Source organism: Ensifer sp. ENS10 (assembly GCF_014852025.1).
GTDB lineage: Bacteria > Pseudomonadota > Alphaproteobacteria > Rhizobiales > Rhizobiaceae > Ensifer.
This window is the reverse complement of record NZ_JACVAS010000010.1, coordinates 294,276-314,985: the sequence shown is the minus strand read 5'-3', so window position 1 is coordinate 314,985 and position 20,710 is coordinate 294,276. Positions and strand designations below refer to the sequence as shown.

General features: G+C 63.1%; 14 protein-coding genes. 3 read left to right on the top strand and 11 right to left on the bottom strand.

Annotation, left to right across the window (positions count from 1 at the left end):
- Window positions 1–147: 147 nt before the first annotated feature.
- The 6 genes from IB265_RS29100 to IB265_RS29075 all read right to left on the bottom strand — a co-directional run bounded on the left by IB265_RS29100 (window position 148) and on the right by IB265_RS29075 (window position 7,128).
- Complete coding sequence (locus IB265_RS29100) at window positions 148–441, bottom strand: XapX domain-containing protein (RefSeq protein ID WP_057255558.1); 294 nt, start codon at window positions 439–441, stop codon at window positions 148–150.
- Between the two features lie 84 nt (window positions 442–525).
- On the bottom strand, window positions 526–1,176 hold the full coding sequence (locus IB265_RS29095; RefSeq protein WP_057255441.1) for a hydrolase: 651 nt from the start codon (window positions 1,174–1,176) through the stop codon (window positions 526–528).
- A gap of 174 nt (window positions 1,177–1,350) precedes the next feature.
- Window positions 1,351–2,259, bottom strand: coding sequence for a helix-turn-helix domain-containing protein (locus IB265_RS29090; protein ID WP_057255440.1), 909 nt, complete (start codon window positions 2,257–2,259; stop codon window positions 1,351–1,353).
- Window positions 2,260–2,498: 239 nt separating this feature from the next.
- The gene (locus IB265_RS29085; RefSeq protein WP_057255439.1) at window positions 2,499–3,398 is read right to left on the bottom strand and encodes an AraC family transcriptional regulator; all 900 of its coding nucleotides are present in this window, start codon (window positions 3,396–3,398) and stop codon (window positions 2,499–2,501) included.
- A 135-nt stretch (window positions 3,399–3,533) separates the two neighbouring features.
- A complete protein-coding gene (locus IB265_RS29080) occupies window positions 3,534–4,424 on the bottom strand; it encodes an AraC family transcriptional regulator (protein WP_113132614.1) in 891 nt (296 codons plus the stop codon).
- A gap of 517 nt (window positions 4,425–4,941) precedes the next feature.
- A complete protein-coding gene (locus tag IB265_RS29075; protein ID WP_113132613.1) occupies window positions 4,942–7,128 on the bottom strand; it encodes a hypothetical protein in 2,187 nt (728 codons plus the stop codon).
- 441 nt (window positions 7,129–7,569) lie between these two features.
- Here IB265_RS29075 and katG point away from each other — a divergent pair, with 441 nt between their 5' ends.
- From katG to IB265_RS29060, 3 genes are all read left to right on the top strand, one after another.
- Window positions 7,570–9,777, top strand: coding sequence for a catalase/peroxidase HPI (gene katG / locus IB265_RS29070; protein ID WP_057255436.1), 2,208 nt, complete (start codon window positions 7,570–7,572; stop codon window positions 9,775–9,777).
- Between the two features lie 420 nt (window positions 9,778–10,197).
- Window positions 10,198–11,310 carry an efflux RND transporter periplasmic adaptor subunit gene (locus IB265_RS29065; RefSeq protein ID WP_057255435.1) on the top strand — a complete coding sequence of 371 codons (1,113 nt, stop codon included), beginning with the start codon at window positions 10,198–10,200 and terminating at the stop codon, window positions 11,308–11,310.
- A 3-nt stretch (window positions 11,311–11,313) separates the two neighbouring features.
- Window positions 11,314–14,523, top strand: a complete 3,210-nt coding sequence (locus IB265_RS29060) for an efflux RND transporter permease subunit (protein ID WP_112996406.1) — start codon at window positions 11,314–11,316, stop codon at window positions 14,521–14,523.
- A gap of 151 nt (window positions 14,524–14,674) precedes the next feature.
- Here IB265_RS29060 and IB265_RS29055 read toward each other — a convergent pair whose 3' ends face one another.
- From IB265_RS29055 to ytfR, 5 genes are all read right to left on the bottom strand, one after another.
- Window positions 14,675–16,192 carry an FAD-dependent monooxygenase gene (locus IB265_RS29055; protein ID WP_192495536.1) on the bottom strand — a complete coding sequence of 506 codons (1,518 nt, stop codon included), beginning with the start codon at window positions 16,190–16,192 and terminating at the stop codon, window positions 14,675–14,677.
- A gap of 144 nt (window positions 16,193–16,336) precedes the next feature.
- Complete coding sequence (locus tag IB265_RS29050) at window positions 16,337–17,065, bottom strand: FadR/GntR family transcriptional regulator (RefSeq protein WP_112996408.1); 729 nt, start codon at window positions 17,063–17,065, stop codon at window positions 16,337–16,339.
- Window positions 17,066–17,083: 18 nt separating this feature from the next.
- Complete coding sequence (yjfF, locus tag IB265_RS29045) at window positions 17,084–18,052, bottom strand: galactofuranose ABC transporter, permease protein YjfF (protein WP_192495535.1); 969 nt, start codon at window positions 18,050–18,052, stop codon at window positions 17,084–17,086.
- A complete protein-coding gene (locus tag IB265_RS29040; protein ID WP_192495534.1) occupies window positions 18,049–19,074 on the bottom strand; it encodes an ABC transporter permease in 1,026 nt (341 codons plus the stop codon). Before IB265_RS29040 ends, yjfF begins: the two co-directional genes overlap by 4 nt.
- Window positions 19,071–20,585 (bottom strand): galactofuranose ABC transporter, ATP-binding protein YtfR, encoded by a 1,515-nt coding sequence (gene ytfR, locus IB265_RS29035; protein WP_192495533.1) that lies wholly within the window; start codon window positions 20,583–20,585, stop codon window positions 19,071–19,073. The genes IB265_RS29040 and ytfR overlap by 4 nt, the downstream gene beginning before the upstream one ends.
- Between the last annotated feature and the right edge of the window lie 125 nt (window positions 20,586–20,710).

Sequence of the window (20,710 nt, the reverse complement as noted above, 5' to 3'; positions counted from 1 at the left end):
TGCGGTCGAGCGTGGTGACAAGGCCGTTGTGCAGGATCAGGTCGGGCGTCATCGAGGTGTCTCCAGTCTGTTGGGCGTGTGTCGCGGTTGCCCTGCCCAAGGCTAGGGCGGCGGCGGTTGCACCGAGGAACGAGCGTCGCGTCGGCATCATCCGGCCCTTTCATCGTTGATGGCCGCATCCTTCGCCTTGCCGGCGGTGGCCGGTGCGCCGCCGGGCAGGTGGCCGAACATGTGCGGCATGCACTGCAGATTGAACCAGCTGAGATTGACCGGCTCACCCGACAGGGCGCGCTTGACCAGCGGCACCGATTGCTCGCCGATCAGGATGCCGAGCAAGCCGATGAGCGCAATGACCGGCGGCGCCGGCGAGCGGACGTTCAAGAGCGAATAGATGATGCCGACAAGCAGTCCGGCTCCGAGCGAGAGAAGATACAACTTCATCGCCAACTCCTTCACGAATGACAGTGCCGCCCTGGCCGCCTCAAGCACGGCCAGAGCGATAATCCAGGGCATCTCGGTCCCGTGTCAGTGCCCTTCGGAGGCGCCGAACATCGACTTGGCGTAGATGATGCCGAGGCCATAGGCGCCACCGAACTTCTTGGCGATGCCGGTGGTCATCTCGTAGGTCTCGGTACGGGCCCAGTCGCGCTGCAGCTCGAGCATGTACTGCAGCGCCGTCATCGGCCGCACACCGGCCTGCACCATGCGGTCCATCGCCCGCTCATGCGCCTCGTCGGAGACGTCGCCGCAGGCGTCGGCAATGACATAGACTTCGAAACCCTGGTCGAGCGCCGACAGCGTCGGGCCGACGATGCAGACCGAGGTCCAGAGCCCGCACATCACCAGGCGCTTCTTGCCGAGGCGGTTGACCTCTTCGATCACGGCGGCGTCTTCCCAGGTGTTCATCGAGGTGCGGTCCAAAAGCGTCTGGCCCGGGAAGGCGTCGGTGATCTCGGAGAACATCGGACCGGAGAAGGTCTTCTCGGCAACGGTGGTGAGAATGGTCGAAACGCCGAAGCCGGCGGCCGCATGGGCGACCAGTGCGGCGTTGTTGCGCAGCAGCACCGCATCGATCGACTTGGTCGCAAACGACATCTGCGACTGGAAATCGATCATGATCAGGGTGTGGTCCTTGGGCGAGACGAGGAGTTTGCCGGGGGTCGCTGTCGCGGGCATGGTCGTGGCCTCTTTCTATTGAAACTGGCTCCGATTGGAGAGGCCCAACTATGCCGCCGACGGCGGTCCCGTTCTTGTCGCCAAAGATGGATTTTTGAAAATTTCGCTCGTCATACCGGAGACTGTTAGTCTGATCCGGGCCGCTTCGCCGCACAACTATATTTGCGGTAAGCCCTACGACTGCCGGCTGCGTCGCCATTGGCGCGGCGTGGCCCCCACCGCCTGCGCGAAGGCACGGGTAAAATGGCTCTGATCCGAAAAACCGCAGGCGGTGGCGATCTCGCTCAGCGATGTGGGAGAGAACTGCAGCAGGTCCTTGGCCTTTTCGATCCTTTGCTGCAGCAGCCAGCGGAAGGGCGTGCTGCCCATGGTCTCCCGAAAGGCGCGGAGAAAAGCTGCCTGCGACAGGTTGCAGGTCGAGGCCAGCTCTTCGACGGTAAGCTCGCCGTCGAGACGGGCTTGCACGAGTTCGCGAATACTTGCCTGGCAGCGCTGCGAGAGCCTGCGTCCTCCAGCCAAACTTTCGCCGCGGCCGTTGCCGTACTGTCGCACCATATGCACGCCGATTGCGACGGAAAGCTGATCGACGAACAGCGCGCTGCGATCGGTGTAACCGTCCACCGACGCAAACAAGGCACCGAGCATGCCGCCGAGAACAGGATCGGGCGAGCCGGAAATGGACCTCAGCTCGCTGACTCCCGTGGCATTTGCTGCATCCGCAATCCTCTGGAGCGCACCGTAGCCGATTTCAAGCAAAGTGAAGTCGAAGGAACCTTCCAGATCCGCTTTGTAGTCGTCGGCGAAGTTCCTGACGTAAATGGAATTCTGGCCGAACTCCTGGATCGCCGAGTGATGCTCCCCGAAAACCCGGCGGCTATGACCGCCTGCGAGCGACAGGCCGATCAGATATCCCCGCCCATTGCCAGGAGTCGCGACCCTGCCCGGCGGACCCGCTGCCGATCGCTTGCGATAAAAGACCATGTCGCGGCCTTCGATCGTCCTGTCGTCATCGAGCTGGTCCAGCGAACATCCGAGGCTGTCGCGCGGGCGCAGTCCGACCGAGGCAGCGGAGGCATTCGTCATCGTCTTCGCTCCTGTTTGTCGAGACCACCCGCCAAAAACTCCCGCAGCGCTAATGAAAACGAAACGCGCGGAACCAACCGACGCCCGGATTGCTGTGCGCCTGGGACGCGTGCCACGCAGTTCATTCTCATCATCATCTGCAGGAGCGGCCTATGATGGCCCCGGCCGCCGCGTCATTCTTGCACGCTTTTCACGTGTTTTGAACAATCTGCATGAGGGCGCGCCCTCTTTCCACGCTATTACTGATCTACCGCCACCCCGACGGAGCGGTTCTTTTTCCTGAAGCGCGCCGGCGTTTCCGCCGTCTGGCTGGTGAACACCCGGGTCATGTGGCTCTGGTCGGCAAAACCGCAGTGGATCGCGACTTCGGCAAGGGGGGTGTCCTGAAGCAGACACTCCTTGACCCGCGCAATCCGGTATTCGGTCAGCCACCTGGACGGCGTGCGCCCGAAGCTCTCCTTGAAAGCCTTGTTGAAATAGCTGCGCGAGAGCTCGCACTGGGCGGCGAGATCGCCGATCGAAAACGCCTTGTTGAAGTGTGCGACCAGAAAATCCGTCGCCAGCCTCTCCTGCCATGGCGCGAGCGTACCCTTCTTGTCGACAGGGAAATGCAAACCGCCATAGGTCTGGCTGAGATGAGCCAGTGCGGCAAGGTTGATCTGTTCGACGAAAAGCAGATTGGCCCGGTCCGGCTCTTCGAGCGAGGGCAGCAGCGCCTGGGCGAGGCCGAACATCACCGGATCCACGCATCCCTGCACGGAAGACAACGACACATACTCGCCGCGTCCCGCCCTTTCGGTGAAGGCCCGCATGCAGGCGAATGGGATGTGGAAGCGGACATTGTCGAAGGGCGACAGATGGTGGCACTGCCATTGGTCCCGAAGATCGGTGATCGCGAGCGATGCCTTGGAGTGCCCTCCCTCATAGACGAGTTCGCCGCGCCGCCACAGGCGATGTGCCTCGAAGTCACGCATCTGGACGATGACGTTGAAGGCGTCGGCGACCGGGATCAGCGGCCCGAGGTCCAGATCGAAGCGATCCGAAAAGGTTCTCGTCACGGTGATATCGCCCGCGCTGATCCTTTTGACAGTGGGGCGCAGTGTGCGCTCGCTTGCGCCCAGTCCCGCTTGTAAGGCCATCGGTCAGGGTCTCCCAGTATCGAGCTCAGCCGCCTGCTTCGGCGGCGGGGCAGATGCTACAACGGTTGGCGGCTGCATTACAGAGGCAAATCTCAGGGGACACCGCAGAGCTTCACAGGTCAACGGACGCTCCCCTCACTGCCGCCAGCGCGCGCGCCACACGGCCGGCGCCACTCCCGTCACCTCGCGAAAGGCTTCGATGAACCGCGCTTCGTCGGCATAACCGCAACTGGCGGCGGTTTTGGCCACCGACCACCCCTCCTCGATCAGATAGCGTTTGGCTCGGCCGATCCTGTACCGCATCAGCCACGCCTCCGGCGTTTGCCCGGTCACGGATGCAAAGGCCGCGGCAAAAGCGTCCTCACACAGGTTTGCGGCCGACGCCGCAGCCGCAAACGAAAAGTCCTCGGCCCAATGGTCGATCATGAAGTCCTTGGCCGCCTTCTCCTGCCACACGGACAGATCGCGGCTGGCGGATGCATTGGCTCGATCCGGATAGGCGTGCAGGAGATGTGCGCAGATGGCGACAGCGATGTGCTGCAGTACGGGGCCCGGTTCCTTCTCGCTCTTGGCGAGAAGCGGCAGCAGCGCCAAGGCAAGATTGTGTATGACGTCGTCGATCTCGCCGCGGCGGCACCTGAGACCGGTGGCGGCCGGAGCGTGCGAGAACTCGGAGACTTCGCGGAACAAGGCCCGCGGCAGGTGGAAGGCGAGTGAATCGAGATCGCTGACAAGCCGGATACTGGCGCCCTGAACGAGATCGACGAGGCAGATCGACCCCTGCCTGTAGCGGCGAATTTCACTCTCGCCTTCGTCCGGCACCACGTCGCGATGCATGACGTCCTTGAAATAGAACATCAGGAAATAGGCGTCGTCGGCGGGAAGGGACACGACGCGGCTCATTGCTCCATTCAGCCGGCATTGCAGGCGCGTGACCGAAAACCGGGCGTCGCGAACGGGCCGAGCCGCGAGAAACGGCGCCTTCGGCTCGCCAAAACACGCTCCAATGCCATTCGGTTCTTTCATAATCTGCCGTCCACCTTCGCCTCCTGGCGATGGAGTTCATTCTTCGCGTGGAAACCTGCCTGGATGCATGATCGCTCCGATGACGAACGCACAGGGGATCAACTCGCTTTTGCCGTCATGTCCGGGGAAAATGCAGGGTGGCGCCACCAATTTCTTGTATCCTTTGCTCACATTTAGCCGCAAACGACTCTGTTTTGACGGAAGCCCGTTGTGCGTGAACCGATCGCGCAATGCTCGCGGGACTCCTGGTCGATCAATTTCTTGTATCCTTTGCTCACATTTAGCCGCAAACGACTCTGTTTTGACGGAAGCCCGTTGTGCGTGAACCGATCGCGCAATGCTCGCGGGACTCCTGGTCGATTGTCTTGTGGGGGCAAAGGGCCGATATCCGAGCCCCTCTACAATCGTGGCGGGCATGAAATCGGACAGGAGGCATTGAAGGTGCTGCGGGAATTCCTTCAGGAGCCCACAGGCAGAAGTGATGCGGGCCGCATCGGCTGACGCGGCCCGCGATCGATTACTGTGAGGCAGCTTCGAGATCGACCTTGTCGAGCAGAAGCGCGGGATTTTCGGCGGCGCCCATCAGCTCGAGTGCGCCAATCCCGGCTTCATCCTTGGCCTTGACCTTCAGGGTGAAGGCGCCGGGCTTGCTGATGAACTGGGTAAACGCACTTGCCACGTCCTGCAGCTTCGGCTGTGTGGCAGCAAAATGCTGCACGCCAGCGCTCGTCATCAGCACGAGGAGACCGCGAACGCTGTCCTCGGTCATGTGGTTATCCTCGGCATAGAGTTTGATGCCCTTGGCCACGATGCCCTTGTCTTCGAGCTTGAGCGTGGCTTCCCGGGCCGTGAGGCCGAAGAGCGCCACCTGCGCAGCGGTCATGTCGCCGGAGAAGAAGTCCTTGCTCGCGCCGCCCATCAAGCCGGAGAAGGAGAAGCTGCCCATGTCCTTGCCACTCAAGGAGATATCCTTGATGACGAGGTTCTCGTTCGGCTCATCCCAGGTCAGCTCGACGTTGGAAGAGAACACCAGCTTGTCGAAGCCCAGCTTGCGCAGCGTCGCGAAGCCTTCCTCCTGCGTGTCGGCAGGAATCGGCACGCTGAGATCGCGATAGCTGACGCGCACATCCGTCGGGATGCCGTTGTGCAGCTTGGTCAGGGCCAGCTCGTAGTTGTCGAGCGTGAAACGGACGCGCTCCGGAACGGAAGGCACGGCCGCCTGCTCGGCCGGCGCTTCGGCCATCGGATCGTCCTGGGCATCGCCGGGGACCTCTGCCTCGGATGAGGCGTCGCCATCGGTTGCCTCATCCGGCGCCGGCTCGGCGCTGACCGACGGATCGGCCTCGCTTTCGGTGGCGCTCTGGTCGTCTTCACCAGTTTCGCTGTCGGTCACGCTTGTCGGCGCGCTGCCGGGCATGTCCACGTCCAGCCCGGCGATGCGGATCGTTCCGAATTCCGGCATCAGGGTGGTGAAGGGGAAGGTTTCAAACTCTTCCTCTTTCAGGCCCGCCAGCTTCGTGAGCGCGTCCATGGTCGGAGCCCAGGAGAAGCCCTTGATGCTTGCTTCGGCGAGCTTGACGTAGTCTGCGCCTTCTCCGGCGGAAAGACCGTGCAGGGCACCGTCGAAGCTGCGGCCATTGAGCTGCATCGCCATTTTGTCGACGGCGAGCTTGATCGTCTTGCCTTCCTCTTCGCTGCTTTTGTCCGGCACTTCCATCTTGAGACCGAGCAATTCGATGTCGCCGCTGCCGATCATGTCGACAACTGAAAGGATGCGCTTGAAGAACGCCTGCCGCTCAGCCGGCGGCAACGTTTCGGGGTCCGTCACCCCTTGCAACTTCTTCAAGGTCTCCAGCAGCGGCTCGGCCGGCATGCGCGCGCTGAAGCCCTTGCTGCGCACTTCGTCATAACCGAACTGCGCCTCGCCGTCGGAGAAGGAAAGGTTCTTTGCCGACATCGGACCGTAAAGCGGCTTCGGCTCCTTGTCGTCCGGGCCGGCCTTTTCCGTGTAGATCCGCACCATATAGGCCGCGTCGAAGTTCTCGCCTGCGACAGCCCCGATCGAGCCGTTCATCTGCTCGCGCTTCGTTGCGCCTTCTCCGTCTGGAACATCCATGGCGAAGGCGAAGCTTGCACCGCTCGCCGAATAACGGGCGACGCGGCCGGCGGCGATGTCCTCGAGCGCGAGGTCCTTGTAGACCGTCTTCTGCTCGGTGCCGGCCACATCCTGGCTGATCGTCGCCTCCGGCGCCGAGATCCGTTTTGCGGCAAAGCGCTCGATGCGTTTCAGCGTCGTCAGCTCACCCTGATCGCCTGCCTTGGAAAGCGCGCCAGCGAAGAAGTCCGGTTCTTCGAGGATCGCATGCGGCACGGAGAACTTGCCTGCGGCGATATCGAGCTCGAGGCCCTTCACATCAAGCTTGCCGCTCAGGAAGAAGATCTTTGGCCGGCCATCGATCGCGGCGACCTGCACACGGGCGCCATTGGCGAAGGGCAGCGTCACGTCACGCAAATGAATGCGCCCGAGGAAATCCGCCTCGACGGAGCCCGCCTTGCCGCCACGCTCGGCGATGAACTTGTCGACCGTCCTTTCGAGCATGAATTTGCCGCCGACCACGCCGGCGGCTGCGATCGCGACCACCGCGACGGCCGCCCAAAGTGCTTTGCGACGGCCCTTGCCGGCCCCAGTTTCTGTCTCAGCCACGATGTCTGTCCTTTCACCACGCGAAAAATGGAAAAGCTCTTTGAGTCTTTGCGGATGTGACTAACCATTGGTGCTTTCTTACGCAAGTTTGGCGGGAGTACAGTGCACCAATATTCTTGTGTGGGCTGCAATCGGCAAAGCGTTCGCGCGTCATCAAAGATGCATACAGGGCTGCAAGCATGCGCTTGTTGCCCTGCCGTCCATTAGCCATAGGATCGTCTTATCGCCACCATCAGGAAATCCAACTTAAATTAATGAAACCACTTTGATAGAGTTGCCGGTGCAATGAGGGAGACGCAGCCAGTGGCGAGACCGCTTCGCGGAACGACAACCACCGACGGCACAAAGAATGCCGCAAGCCGGGCCCGGCGCATCGCTGGCCCGCACAGCCTGCCTTTCCTCTGATCCGCACAATTCACGTTATCGCAAAGGGAGATAGAAATGGACGCGAAAGCCGACAAAACGGGCAAATGTCCCGTCATGCACGGAGCTCAGACGAGCGCTCAATCCGCCGGCACCTCGAACCGTGACTGGTGGCCGAACCAGCTCAACCTGAAGATCCTGCACCAGAATTCCTCCCTTTCCGACCCGATGGGCGAAGCCTTCAACTATGCCGAGGAATTCAAAAAGCTTGATCTGCCAGCGGTGAAGAATGACCTCTTCGCGCTGATGACCGATTCGCAGGATTGGTGGCCGGCCGACTTCGGCCACTACGGCCCGCTCTTCATCCGCATGGCCTGGCACAGCGCCGGCACCTACCGCACCGGCGACGGCCGCGGCGGCGCAGGCGCCGGGCAACAGCGCTTTGCGCCACTCAACAGCTGGCCGGACAACGCCAACCTCGACAAGGCGCGCCGCCTCCTCTGGCCCATCAAGCAGAAGTACGGCAGCAGCATCTCCTGGGCCGACCTGATGATCCTCGCGGGCAACTGTGCGCTCGAGTCGATGGGCTTCAGGACCTTCGGCTTCGCCGGCGGCCGTCCGGACGTGTGGGAACCGGAAGAGGACATCTACTGGGGTACGGAAAAGACCTGGCTTGACGACAAGCGCTATTCCGGCGACCGCGACCTCGAAAATCCGCTCGCAGCGGTGCAGATGGGCCTGATCTATGTCAATCCGGAAGGCCCGAACGGCAACCCGGACCCGGTCGCTGCGGCCCGTGACATCCGCGAGACCTTCGCGCGCATGGCGATGAACGACGAGGAAACTGTCGCGCTCATCGCCGGCGGCCACACCTTCGGCAAGACCCATGGCGCCGGTGATGCCGCCAATGTCGGTCGCGAGCCGGAAGGCGCCGGCATCGAGGAACAGGGCCTCGGCTGGGCAAGCACCTACGGCAGCGGCCGTGGTGGCGACGCCATCACCAGCGGTCTCGAAGTCACCTGGACGACGACGCCGACCAAGTGGAGCAACAACTTCTTCTGGAACCTCTTCGGCTACGAATGGGAACTGACGAAGAGCCCGGCCGGTGCGCACCAGTGGACGCCGAAGCATGGCATGGGCGCCGGCACCGTCCCGGATGCGCATGACAAGTCCAAGCGTCACGCCCCGTCGATGCTGACGACCGACCTCGCGCTACGCGTCGACCCCGCCTACGAAAAGATCGCACGGCACTTCTACGAGAACCCGGACGCCTTCGCAGACGCCTTCGCTCGCGCCTGGTACAAGCTGACCCACCGCGACATGGGCCCACGCGCCCGCTATCTCGGCCCGGAAGTCCCGGCCGAAGACCTGATCTGGCAGGATCCGATCCCCGCCGTCGATCATCCGCTCGTCGACGCAAAGGATATCGCCGACCTCAAGGCCAAGATCCTTGCTTCCGGCCTTTCGGTCTCCGAACTGGTCTCGACCGCCTGGGCGTCCGCCTCGACCTTCCGCGGTTCGGACAAGCGCGGCGGTGCCAACGGTGCCCGCATCCGTCTTGCCCCGCAGAAGGACTGGCAGGTCAACCAGCCGGCACAGCTGGCCAAGGTGCTCGAAACCCTCGAAGGCATTCAGCGCGCCTTCAACGACGCGCAGTCCGGCGGCAAGAAGGTATCGCTCGCCGACCTGATCGTGCTTGGCGGTGCGGCCGCAATCGAGAAGGCAGCGAAAGCGGCGGGCCACGACGTTGAGGTTGCCTTCGCACCAGGTCGCGCAGATGCCAGCCAGGAGCAGACCGATGTCGACTCCTTCGAAGTGCTCGAGCCGATCGCCGATGGTTTCCGCAACTACCAGAGGACCCAATATGCGGTTTCGCCGGAAGAGCTGCTGATCGACAGGGCACAGTTGCTGACGCTGACCGCGCCGGAAATGACCGTTCTCGTCGGCGGGCTTCGTGTCCTCGGCGCGAACCACGATGCGACCAGGCACGGCGTCTTCACCGATCGCCCGGAAACGCTCAGCAACGACTTCTTCGTCAACCTGCTCGATATGGCCACCGCGTGGACGGCGACGTCGGATGCCAAGGACGTCTTCGAAGGTCGCGACCGCAAGACCGGCGAGGTCAAGTGGACGGCCACCCGCGTCGATCTCGTCTTCGGATCCAACTCGCAGCTTCGGGCAATCGCGGAAGTCTATGGACAGACGGATGCCAAGAAGAAGTTCGTGCGCGACTTCGTGGCCGCCTGGAACAAGGTGATGAACGGCGATCGCTTCGATCTCACCTGACATTCCGGCCTGATGCCACCATCGACCGCAGGTCCCGGCATAAAGCCGGGACCTATTTTTAGAGCATCCACGCGAAATGCGTCACCTAAGGTTGCAATCCCGGCCCCGCGGCCGCCACGGCGCAACACACGTTAAACGGTCGCCATCGGGTGACGGGTTCAATCGAACCATCCTGAACCTCGCGCCAGCAAGCACTTCCGCCTCGGACGGGACAAGGGGTGCAAACCATTGCTTTTGTGACAAGTTCTCCTTCGTACGGTCCAGCTCCGGCAAACCCATCCCATTTATGTGGTCGACATCTTATCAACCATTAGTTGCGTGACTTGAGGCAGAGAACGTGTTCTGCTTTCAACGCAACGAGGGCGCCTGCCCAGGCGCGCTGAAGTCATCTCAAGCTGTTTCGTTCAGGGGGAACGTTGCATGCGTCATACGAGAATGCTCGCCGCTTCATTTTCATCATCTCTTCTCATCGCAATCGGCCTTACGGCGCAGACCGCGTTCGCCCAGCAGGCTCCGGCCGTGGTCGTGGCGCCGGCAGCAATCATGGACCTGCGCGAAAGCGTCGACCTGACCGGCAAGGTCACCGCCATCCAGAAGGTCGATATTCGCGCCCGCGTGCCGGGCTTCCTCGAAGCCGTCAACTTCACCGAGGGACAGAAGGTCACCGCTGGCACGGTGCTCTACCAGGTCGAAGACGGCGCCTATCGCGCTGCCGTCCAGGAAATCCAGGGACAGATCGAAGCGGCCGAAGCCTCCAAGGATCTCGCTGTCCTTGAGCGCGATCGCGCCGACCAGCTCCTCACCACCAAGACCGTCTCCCAGGCCAAGGTGGACGAGGCCAATGCCGCGGTCCGCAAGGCAGACGGCGATCTCGTGCGGCTCAAGGGCAGCAAGGACAATGCCGATCTCAACCTTTCCTACACGAAGATCGTGGCCCCCTTCGACGGCATCGTCGGCCTGACCGCCGCCGATGTCGGCGCGCTCGTCGGCCCGGACAGCGGGTCGCTGGTCACGCTGACCCGGCTTGATCCCATCTATGTTCAGTTTCCGGTAGCGACCGCGCTCTACCTCACCTATCGCGAGCGCGTGCTGAAGGGCGAGATCAGCGGCGGCGCCAATGTCGGGCTTGGGCTTCCGAACGGCACGGAATACAAGCAGAAGGGCACGATCAACTTCATCGCCAGCAACGTCTCGCAAGGCACCGACACGGTGACCGTGCGCGCCGAATTCCCCAATCCGGACAGCATATTGCTCGACGGCGCCCTGGTGCGCGTCGTGCTCGAGCAGTCGGACAAGCAGGATGTTCTGGCCGTGCCGCAGCAGGCGATCCAGCGCGACCAGCAGGGTGCCTTCGTTCTGGTGGTCGACGCCAGCTCCAAGGTGGAGCTTCGCCGCGTCGATGTGGCGCGCAACACCCGCGGCCAGGCGGTGATCAGTAAGGGCCTGAAAGAGGGCGAGAACGTCATCACCGAGGGGGCGGGCAAGGTCCGGCCGGGCATCACCGTCGATGCCGCCACGGCAGCAGGTGGCTAAGCGATGATTTCAGAGATCTTCATCGATCGCCCGCGCTTCGCCACGGTCATATCCATCGTGCTGACGCTGGCAGGCCTGCTGGCGCTCACCCGTCTGCCGATCGCGCAGTTCCCCGACATCGTGCCGCCGCAGGTCAGCGTCACGGCAAGCTATCCAGGCGCCGGCGCCGACGTGGTGGAAACCACCGTTGCCCAGCCGATCGAGAGCAAGGTCGTCGGCGTCGACGACATGCTCTACATGAAATCGACGAGCGGCGCCGACGGCTCCTATACATTGACCGTCACCTTCGCCGTCGGGACCGACCCTGACATCGCCACCGTCAACGTGCAGAACCGCGTGTCGCTGGCCGAGGCCGGTCTACCGTCCGAGGTCAAGCAGAGCGGCGTCAGCGTGCGCAAGAAGTCGTCGGCGCTGATGCAGGTGATCACCATCTTTGCTGCGGACGAGAAGCAGAACTTCGATTCCCTGTTCCTGTCCAACTACGCCACGATCAACGTGCTCGACACGGTCAAGCGCGTGCCCGGCGTCGGCGATGCTCAGCTCTTCGGAGCCCAGGACTATTCGATGCGCGTCGTCCTCGACATCGACCGCATGACGAGCCTGGACCTGACGCCAACCGACGTGATCAACGCGTTGAAGGCGCAGAACGTTCAGGCAGCGATTGGCCGCATCGGCGCCCAGCCGATGACCGACGATCCGCTGTTCCAGCTCAATCTTCAAACGCAAGGGCGCCTCACCGATCCCAAGCAGTTCGAAGACGTGGTGCTGCGTGCAAGGCCCGACGGCTCCTATGTGCGCATTCGTGACGTCGCGCGCGTCGAGCTCGGCGCCGCCAGTTCCGATTCCAACGCCCGGATCAATGGCAAGCCTGTTGCCATGATCGGCACCTATCAGGCGCCGGGCGCCAACGCGCTTGCCGCCGCCAAAGGCGTGCAGGAGGCGATGGAGCGATTGTCGAAATCCTTCCCGCCGGGCCTCACCTATTCGGTCTCCTATGACACGGCGCAGTTCGTCGAAGCGAGCGTCGACAACGTCGAAGAAACGTTGTTCGAGGCCTTCGTCCTCGTCATTATCATCGTCTTCCTGTTCCTCGGGAACTGGCGGGCAACGCTGATCCCGCTCGTCGCCGTTCCGGTCGCGCTGATCGGCACTTTCGCGGTGCTGCTCGCCATGGGCTTTTCGCTCAACACCGTGTCGTTGCTGGCATTGGTTCTGGCGATCGGTATCGTCGTCGACGACGCCATCGTGGTCGTCGAAAACGTCGAGCGGGTGATGGAGGAAAATCCCGGCCTCTCAGCAGCGGAAGCCGCGCGTCGTGCGATGGGTGAAATCACCGGCGCCATCGTCGCGATCACGCTCGTGCTTCTGTCGGTCTTCGTGCCGGTCGCCTTTATCCCGGGCTTGAGCGGCCAGCTGTTCCAGCAGTTCGCCGTCGCGGTCTCGGTGTCGATGGTGATCTCGGCGATCAACGCGCTGACACTGAGCCCGGCGCTCTGCGCCGTGCTCCTGAAGCCGCACCACGGACCGAAGCGCGGCATTCTCGGCTACATTTCGCGCACCATCGACAAGGGGCGCGACGGTTATGCCTATGTGGCCGGCCACATCGCCCGCCGCGCGATCATCGGGCTTGCGTTGCTGGCAGTCGCCTTCGTCGCGACCGGCTTCCTCTTCCGTGTCGTTCCGACCGGCTTCCTGCCGGCGGAAGACCAGGGCGCCTTCTTCACAGAAATCCGCCTGCCGGAAGGCGCGTCGTACAACCGTACCGACGCTGTCGTGAAGCAGGTGGAGACGATGCTTGGCGGCATCGAGGGGGTCGCCAATGTGATCACCGTCACCGGCTACTCCTTCCTCGATGGCCTGTCGAAGTCCAACTCGGCCTTCGCGATCGTCACGATGAAGCCCTTCGCGGAGCGCCTGAGTGATGCGGCCGGCGTCGAAGCGGCGATCCGCACGACCATGGCCAAGGGTCAGGCGATCCGCGGCGCACAGATCTTCGCCTTCAACCTGCCACCGATCATGGGTCTCGGCACCGGATCGGGCTTCGAATATCAGTTGCTTGACCTGCAGGGCCGTTCTGTCGCCGATCTTTCGGCCACCGCCGGCGGACTGATCATCGCCGCCAACCAGAACCCGGCGCTTGGCCCCACCTTTACCACCTATTCGGCGAGCTCGCCGCAGCTCTATCTCGATATCGACCGCGACCGTCTGCAAGCGCTCGGCGTCTCGGTGAGCGATCTGTTCACCACGCTGCAGGGCACGCTCGGCAGCTACTATGTCAACGACTTCAACCTCTTCGGCCGCACCTGGAAGGTGACGATGCAGGCTTCTCAGCCGGACCGAAACGCCGTCGACGACATTCAGCGTCTGCACGTGCGCAACGCAAACGGCGACATGGTGCCGGTCGCTTCGGTCGCCAAGGTCGACTATATCGTCGGCCCGCAGTCGATCGTACGCTACAACAACTATCGCTCGATCACGCTGAACGGCCAGCCGTCCGCGGGACATTCGTCCGGTGAGGCGCTTGCCGCGATGGAGGCGCTCTCGGCTTCGACATTGCCGCCCGGATACAGCTACGAATGGACCGGAACGGCGCTGCAGGAACTGGAAGCGGCCGGCAAGACCACCGCCATCCTGGCGATGGCCGTGCTCTTCGCCTACCTCTTCCTGGTGGCACTCTATGAAAGCTGGACGATCCCGGTGCCGGTGCTGCTGTCGGTCGCCTTCGGCGTCTCAGGTGCGCTGCTGTCGGTGCTCGTCGCCGGGCTTTCCTTCGACATCTACGCCCAGATCGGCCTCGTCGTTTTGATCGCGCTCGCCTCGAAGAACGCGATCCTGATCGTCGAGTTCGCCAAGGCCCACCGCGAAGCCGGCGCTTCGATCGTCGATGCGGCGATCGAAGGCGCGCGCGCCCGCTTCCGTGCCGTGATGATGACGAGCTTCGCCTTCATCGTCGGCCTGGTGCCGCTGGTGGTCGCCAAGGGCGCTGGTGAACTCAGCCGTCGCGCGGTCGGCACCGGCGTTGCCGGCGGCATGCTTGCCGCTGCACTCGTCGGCATCTTCGTCATCCCGGCGCTCTACGTTGCCTTCCAGTGGCTGCGCGAGCGCGGCCACAAACTCGCCGGCATTTCCATGCACCCGGTCGGAGCGCACGGCGCGTCGGCAGAAAGCGACGCGACGGAGAGCGGCGCCCAGACACCAACCAGCCATGGATAGGCTTGACGACCCGACGGCAACATCGACAACGGGGCCGGTCCGGCCCGTTTCCATTCGACCCTTTCCGCCAATCGGCGTTGGATCCGCCTGCCCCGCAATCCCAACAGGAACTGCCTTCGGGGTTGCCGGGCCCCTGTTGCGACGGCGCGCGTCAGCAGAGGGTGATCCCCACGTCCGCCAGATAGGCGTCGAACACATCGGGCGCCTGCTCCAAAGCGGCAACCGCCACGTAGGTATCGGGGCGCAAGAGATAGGCGGCATCGATGGCCAGGCCCGCGGCCGCGTGCTCCTCGGTCCAGGGAAATACGTGGAGCGGCACGCCGCGCGCCGCGCACCATTGCTTCAGTGCGCCGGACGCCGCACCATAGACATGAACTTGCCAGGTGATGGCGGCAAGGGGCGCGTAGTTGTCGAGACCTTTGACCAAGACCCAGGGAAGCCGATCTCCGCCGTCCACCCGGCCGGCCTTGCCGCGGCTTAAAGGTCCGCCACGATAGTTCAGCTGGGTTTGCGAGAGGATCCGGAACAGAAATGCCCTGATGCCACCTATGCGGTAGGCGACACCTGCCAGAACCGGCGCAATCTCGACCCGCAAAAAGTCCCCGAAGCGGCCCTCTGCCGTTACGAAGGTGAACAGGCGATCGGTCGTCTCCACGAGCTGGTGTGCGAAGCCGACGCGTTCGCGCTCATAGCTGTCGAGAAGACCATCGGGCGCTCGTCCCCTCAGCACCGCCGCGAGCTTCCACGCAAGATTGATCGCATCGCCGATCCCGGTGTTCATGCCCTGCCCGCCGACAGGGCTGTGCACATGCGCCGCGTCCCCCAGCAGGAAGGCACGCCCCTCCCGAAAACGGTCAGCCACACGATGATGGACGCGATAGGTCGAGAACCAGTTGACCTTGTCGATGGTGAGCCGCAGGCCCTCGATCGCCCGGTGGCTGACATCTTCGAAGGTGAGCTTACCCACGTCTTCGCGCTCGTCACGGACCAGGCCAATAAGGCGTCCTCGCCCCTTGGCATAGGCGAGGAGTGCTACGAAGTCGCCGCTTTCGAGCGAAATATGCGCCTCGCCATTGGCCGTCGGGCCGCTCACCTCGACGTCGGCCACGTAGAAAGTCTGGTTATAGGTGCCGCCCTCAAACCCGATAGCGAGCTTGTGCCGCACCGCTGAACGGGCGCCATCGCAGCCAGCGAGGTATCGCGCAGCGCTGACCTCCTCGCTGCCGTCAGGCAGCCGAAGGCGCGCGCGGACCGCGCCGCCCGCGTCTTCGAAGTCGACCAGCTCGGTCTGCCGCTCGACGGTGACGCCCATGGTTTCCAATCGCTCGGTCAGCAAGTGCTCATGATGATCCTGCGGATAGACCAGGACAAAAGGGTAGGGCGTCAGCTCCCCACCGGTGGGGCCAAAGGGGATATGTGCCCTGATCCTGCCCTTCGCCCAAAGGTTGACCGACGGGTTGCTGTGTCCGGCCGCGATCACCGCTGTCGCCAGATCGAGCTGGCAATAGAGTTCGAGCGTTCGCGCATGCACCACCATCGCCCGCGACGTCGGGCCGGGACCGGTATTCTTGTCGACGATGCGGACCTTCACCCCCTGGACGGTCAGCCAGAGAGCAAGCACCAGCCCTGTCGGTCCCGCGCCGACGATCAGAACATCCTGTTCCGTCACCCTGCTCTCCGCTCGCCTTCGCCGGCGGCAAAAGTTGCGCCGGCATCTTCGCCGACCCTACGCCCACGCGACGGACAAAGCCAAGCTGTGCAGAAAGTGCTTTGTGGCAACTCGTCTGCGGCGCGTCCGGCGCTCACCTCCGGATCAGCCACGTGCCCGCAAATTTGCAATCAGTTGCTGCTGTCCCACACGGATCACATGCTCCATCGCGCTTCGTGCACCTTCCTCGTTGCGGAGGCGGATTTCCTCGACGATGCGGATATGCGCGACGGCGACACGATCAATCTCGGTGCCATCGGCCGCCGCGTTGCTCAACCGGAAAACGCCGATCAGGGCCGCCTCGATCAGGCCGCCCACCGTTTGCATGAACGGATTGAGCGAAGCTTCGAGCAGGCGGAGATGGAATTCGAGATCGGCAATGGCCAGCGTCTGCGCGCTGTGCCCGGCATCGCCCATGGCGACCGCCAGCCGCATCATATGGGAGATATCGGCGTCCGTGGCGCGGCGCGCAGCCAGCCCAGCCGCATAGGGTTCCAGAGCGAGACGGACCTCGGTGACATGGCGCAGGAACTCCTCATCGACACCGGCCCGGAAATGCCAGGAAAGCACGTCGCCGTCGAAAAGGTTCCAGTTCGCCCGCGGCATCACGCGTGTGCCGATGCGGGCCCGCGCGACGACGAGCCCCTTGGCGGCGAGCGTCTTCATTGCTTCCCGCAGAACCGTACGGGAGACGCTGAATCGTGCCGCAAGCTCCACGTCTCCGGGCAGGATGGCGCCGACGGCGAATTCCCCTGCGACAACCGCCTGGCCGAGCTCTTCGACGACGAGCCGGTGGCTCGTCCTTTTACGCGGCGGCTGGAAGAATGGCCACATCGCACGGTCCTTGCGAGATCACGCCGGCTGTCGGCGATGACGCGAGACGTAGATGATGCCCTTCTGCAAGAGGATGAAAGCAAACAGCAGAAGGCCGATCAGGATCTTCGTCCACCAGCTCGACAGCGATCCGTCAAAGGTGATGTAGGTCTGGATCAGGCCCTGGATGAGGATGCCGACAAATGTACCTGCAACGAAACCGGAACCGCCGGTCAGAAGCGTCCCGCCGATGACGACCGCAGTAATTGCGTCCAGTTCGACGCCGACGGCTGCAAGGGAGTAGCCGGCCGAGGTGTAGAGCGAAAAGACGATGCCGGACAGCCCCGCCAGCAGGCCCGAAAGCGCGTAGATCCGCACGGTCGTCGCGGCGACCGGCACGCCCATCAGCCGCGCCGTCGCCGTGCCGCCGCCGAGCGCGTAGACGTTGGTGCCGAAGCGGGTGCGATGCGCCAGCGCGATGCCGATGGCGAAGACGAACAGCATCAGCCCGCCGATCAGCGTGACGCGTCCGCCGCCCGGCAGCTTGAAGTATAGGCTCTTCAACGTCGCGTAGAATGGATGCTTGATCGGGATGGAATCGATCGACAGCACGAAGGCCAGACCGCGCGCGAGAAACATGCCCGCAAGCGTGACGATGAAGGCTGGCATCTCCAGATAGTGGATGATCGCGCCCATCGCGGCGCCGAAAAGCGTCGCGATCGTTAGAACCATCGCGAAGGCGATGAGCGGGTGAACGCTCGTGTGTTCCAGCACGACGGCCAGGAAAACGCCGGTGAACGCGATGACCGAACCGATGGAGAGATCAATGCCGCCCGAGAGGATGACGAAGGTCATCCCGACGGCCGCGATGCCGAGGAAGGCATTGTCGGTCAAAAGGTTTCCAATCACCCGCGTGGAGAGGATGTTCGGATACTGCGCGACGCAAAGCGCATAGCCGAGAAGAAAGATCATGAGCGTAGTGATCAGCGGAAGATATTTAGGCTTCATTTTGCAGCTCGCTCGCTCGCTTTGCTCGCGCCACGCGCCGGCACCAAGAAGGAAAAGGCGGTGCGGAACCGCGGCGACTGAAGCACCAGGATGAAGACGATGATCGCGGCCTTGATGATCAGGTTGAACTCCGGCGGGAAGCCGGAAAGAAGAATGCCGGTGTTGATCGCCTGGATGATGATCGCACCGAGCACCGATGCGGCAATGCTGAAGCGGCCGCCGAGCAGGGATGTTCCGCCGACCACGACCGCGAGGATGGCATCGAGCTCCAGCCAGAGCCCGGCATTGTTGGCATCGGCGCCACGAATATCGGCGGCGGCAATGATGCCGGCGATGGCCGCACAAAGGCCGGAAAGAACATAGGCGGCGATCAGCAGCACGGGCGTTAGCACGCCGGACAGCGTACTCGCCTGACGATTGACGCCGATCGCTTCGATCAGCATGCCGAGCGCCGTCCGTCGGACGAGCATGGCGATCAGCACGCCGAAGACCAGCCAGATCACGACCGGCATCGGCAGGCCTGCGAAGGAACCGCTGCCGATGAAGGCGAGGCCGGGATCATTGAAGGTCAGGATCGCGCCCTCGGTGATGAGCTGGGCAATACCGCGCCCGGCGACCATCAGGACCAGTGTCGCAATGATCGGCTGGATGTCGAGCACCGCCACCAGCACCCCGTTCCACAGACCGCAAAGGATACCGACGGCAAGCGTGAACAGCAGGGTGGCGGCGACCGAATGCCCCGACGTGATACAAGCAGCCGCGGTAGCGCCGCAGATCGCCATGACCGCGCCGACCGAGAGGTCGATGCCCTTGGTGGCAATGACGACGGTCATGCCGATTGCCAGCAGCACCACAGGGGCGCCGCGATTGAGGATGTCGATGAGGCTGCCATAAAGCCGGCCGTTCTGGATCTGCAGGTTGAGGAAACCGGGAAACACCAGCGATACCGCGACGATGATGATGCCAAGCGCGATCAGTTGCGGCAGCAACCGGTTGAAATAGAGCCTGAGGAACGACGTCACGACGTCCTCCTTTCATTGGTTGCGGCGATCGCTTCGACGATCTGGTGGGCGGTAATCCGGTTGCCGTCGAGTTCAGCGACATGGGCGCGATCCCGAAGCACGATGATCCGCGTGCTGTAGGCGACCAGTTCCTCGATCTCCGAGGAGACGACGATCAAAGACAGGCCTTTCTCGCGCAGCGCCTCAATCAGCTTGACGATCTCCGCATGGGCGCCGACGTCGATACCGCGCGTCGGTTCGTCGAGAATCAGGAATTCGGGCTCGGTCGCGAGCCAGCGCGCCAGGATCGCCTTCTGCTGGTTGCCGCCGGAGAGCAGTTTGATCGGTTTCTCCCGATCGGCCGTGCGGATATCGAGCGCGCGGATGTAGTGGTCCGCCAGCCGGTTCTGTTCCGCCCGGGCGATCGGCCGCGTCCAGCCACGGCGCGCCTGCAGCGCGAGCACGATGTTCTCGCGTACCGAGAGGTCGCCGATGATGCCTGATGTCTTACGATCTTCCGGGCAGAAACCGAATCTGTGGCGAATGGCGGCACGCGGCGATGAGAGATCGACCACACGGCCGTCGATCTCGGCCTCGCCGCTGTCGGCACGATGGGCCCCGAAGAGAAGCTCCGCGGTTTCCGTGCGACCGGAACCGAGCAGGCCAGCCATGCCGACAACTTCGCCGGCACGCACCTCGAGGTCGAAGGGACGGACGCGACCCTTACGCCCATAGTTTCGAAACCGGTAGCGCAGCGGCCCGTCCGGGGTTTCCGCGCGCGGCGCGTGAATCTCCGCCGCCAGTTCACGGCCGATCATCATCGCGATCAACTCGCGGCGATCCAGATCGGCGGTCTCACGCGTTCCGACGAGCTGTCCGTTCCTGAGTACCGTTATCCGGTCGGAAATCTCGTAGACCTGTTCAAGGAAGTGGGTGACGAAGATGATGCCAAGCCCCCGCGCCTTAAGGCGCCGGACAATACGGAAGAGCATCGCCACCTCGTGCGCATCGAGGCTCGCCGTCGGCTCGTCGAGAATCAACACCTTGCCCGAGAGATCAACGGCGCGGGCGATGGCGACGACCTGCTGGATCGCGACCGAATAGCTTGCAAGATCGCGGGTGACGTCGATGTCGAGTTCATAGTCGGCGAGCAGCTCCTGCGCACGCCGGTTCATGGTGCTAACGTCGACCATGCCGAAGCGCCGGGGCTGGCGCCCGAGGAAGAGATTTTCGGCAACCGTCAGGTTCGCCAGCAGGTTGACCTCCTGGTAGACCGTGCCGATACCGAGCGTCTGGGCCTCGAAAGTGTCGCGCGGATCGACCTCCGCGTCATTGAGCAGGATGGCGCCGCCGTCGCGGCGGTAGGCGCCGGTCAGGCATTTGATAAGAGTAGACTTGCCGGCGCCGTTTTCGCCAAGCAGCGCATGAACTTCTCCGCGCCGCAGGTGAAAATCGACCTTGTCGAGGGCCTTCGTTCCCGGGAAGGTCTTTTCGATCCGGATCGCCTGGAGAATGTGGTCATTGGTCTGCATCGGTACCGTCTCCGCGATGCTGGTATCTGTCGGACGAGAAGCACGGCGCCTGTCTGCGACAAGCAGCGCTCTTCAGCCGGAAACTTGGAAAAGAGCGTGGCCCGCGCGAGAAGCAGCGCGGGCCA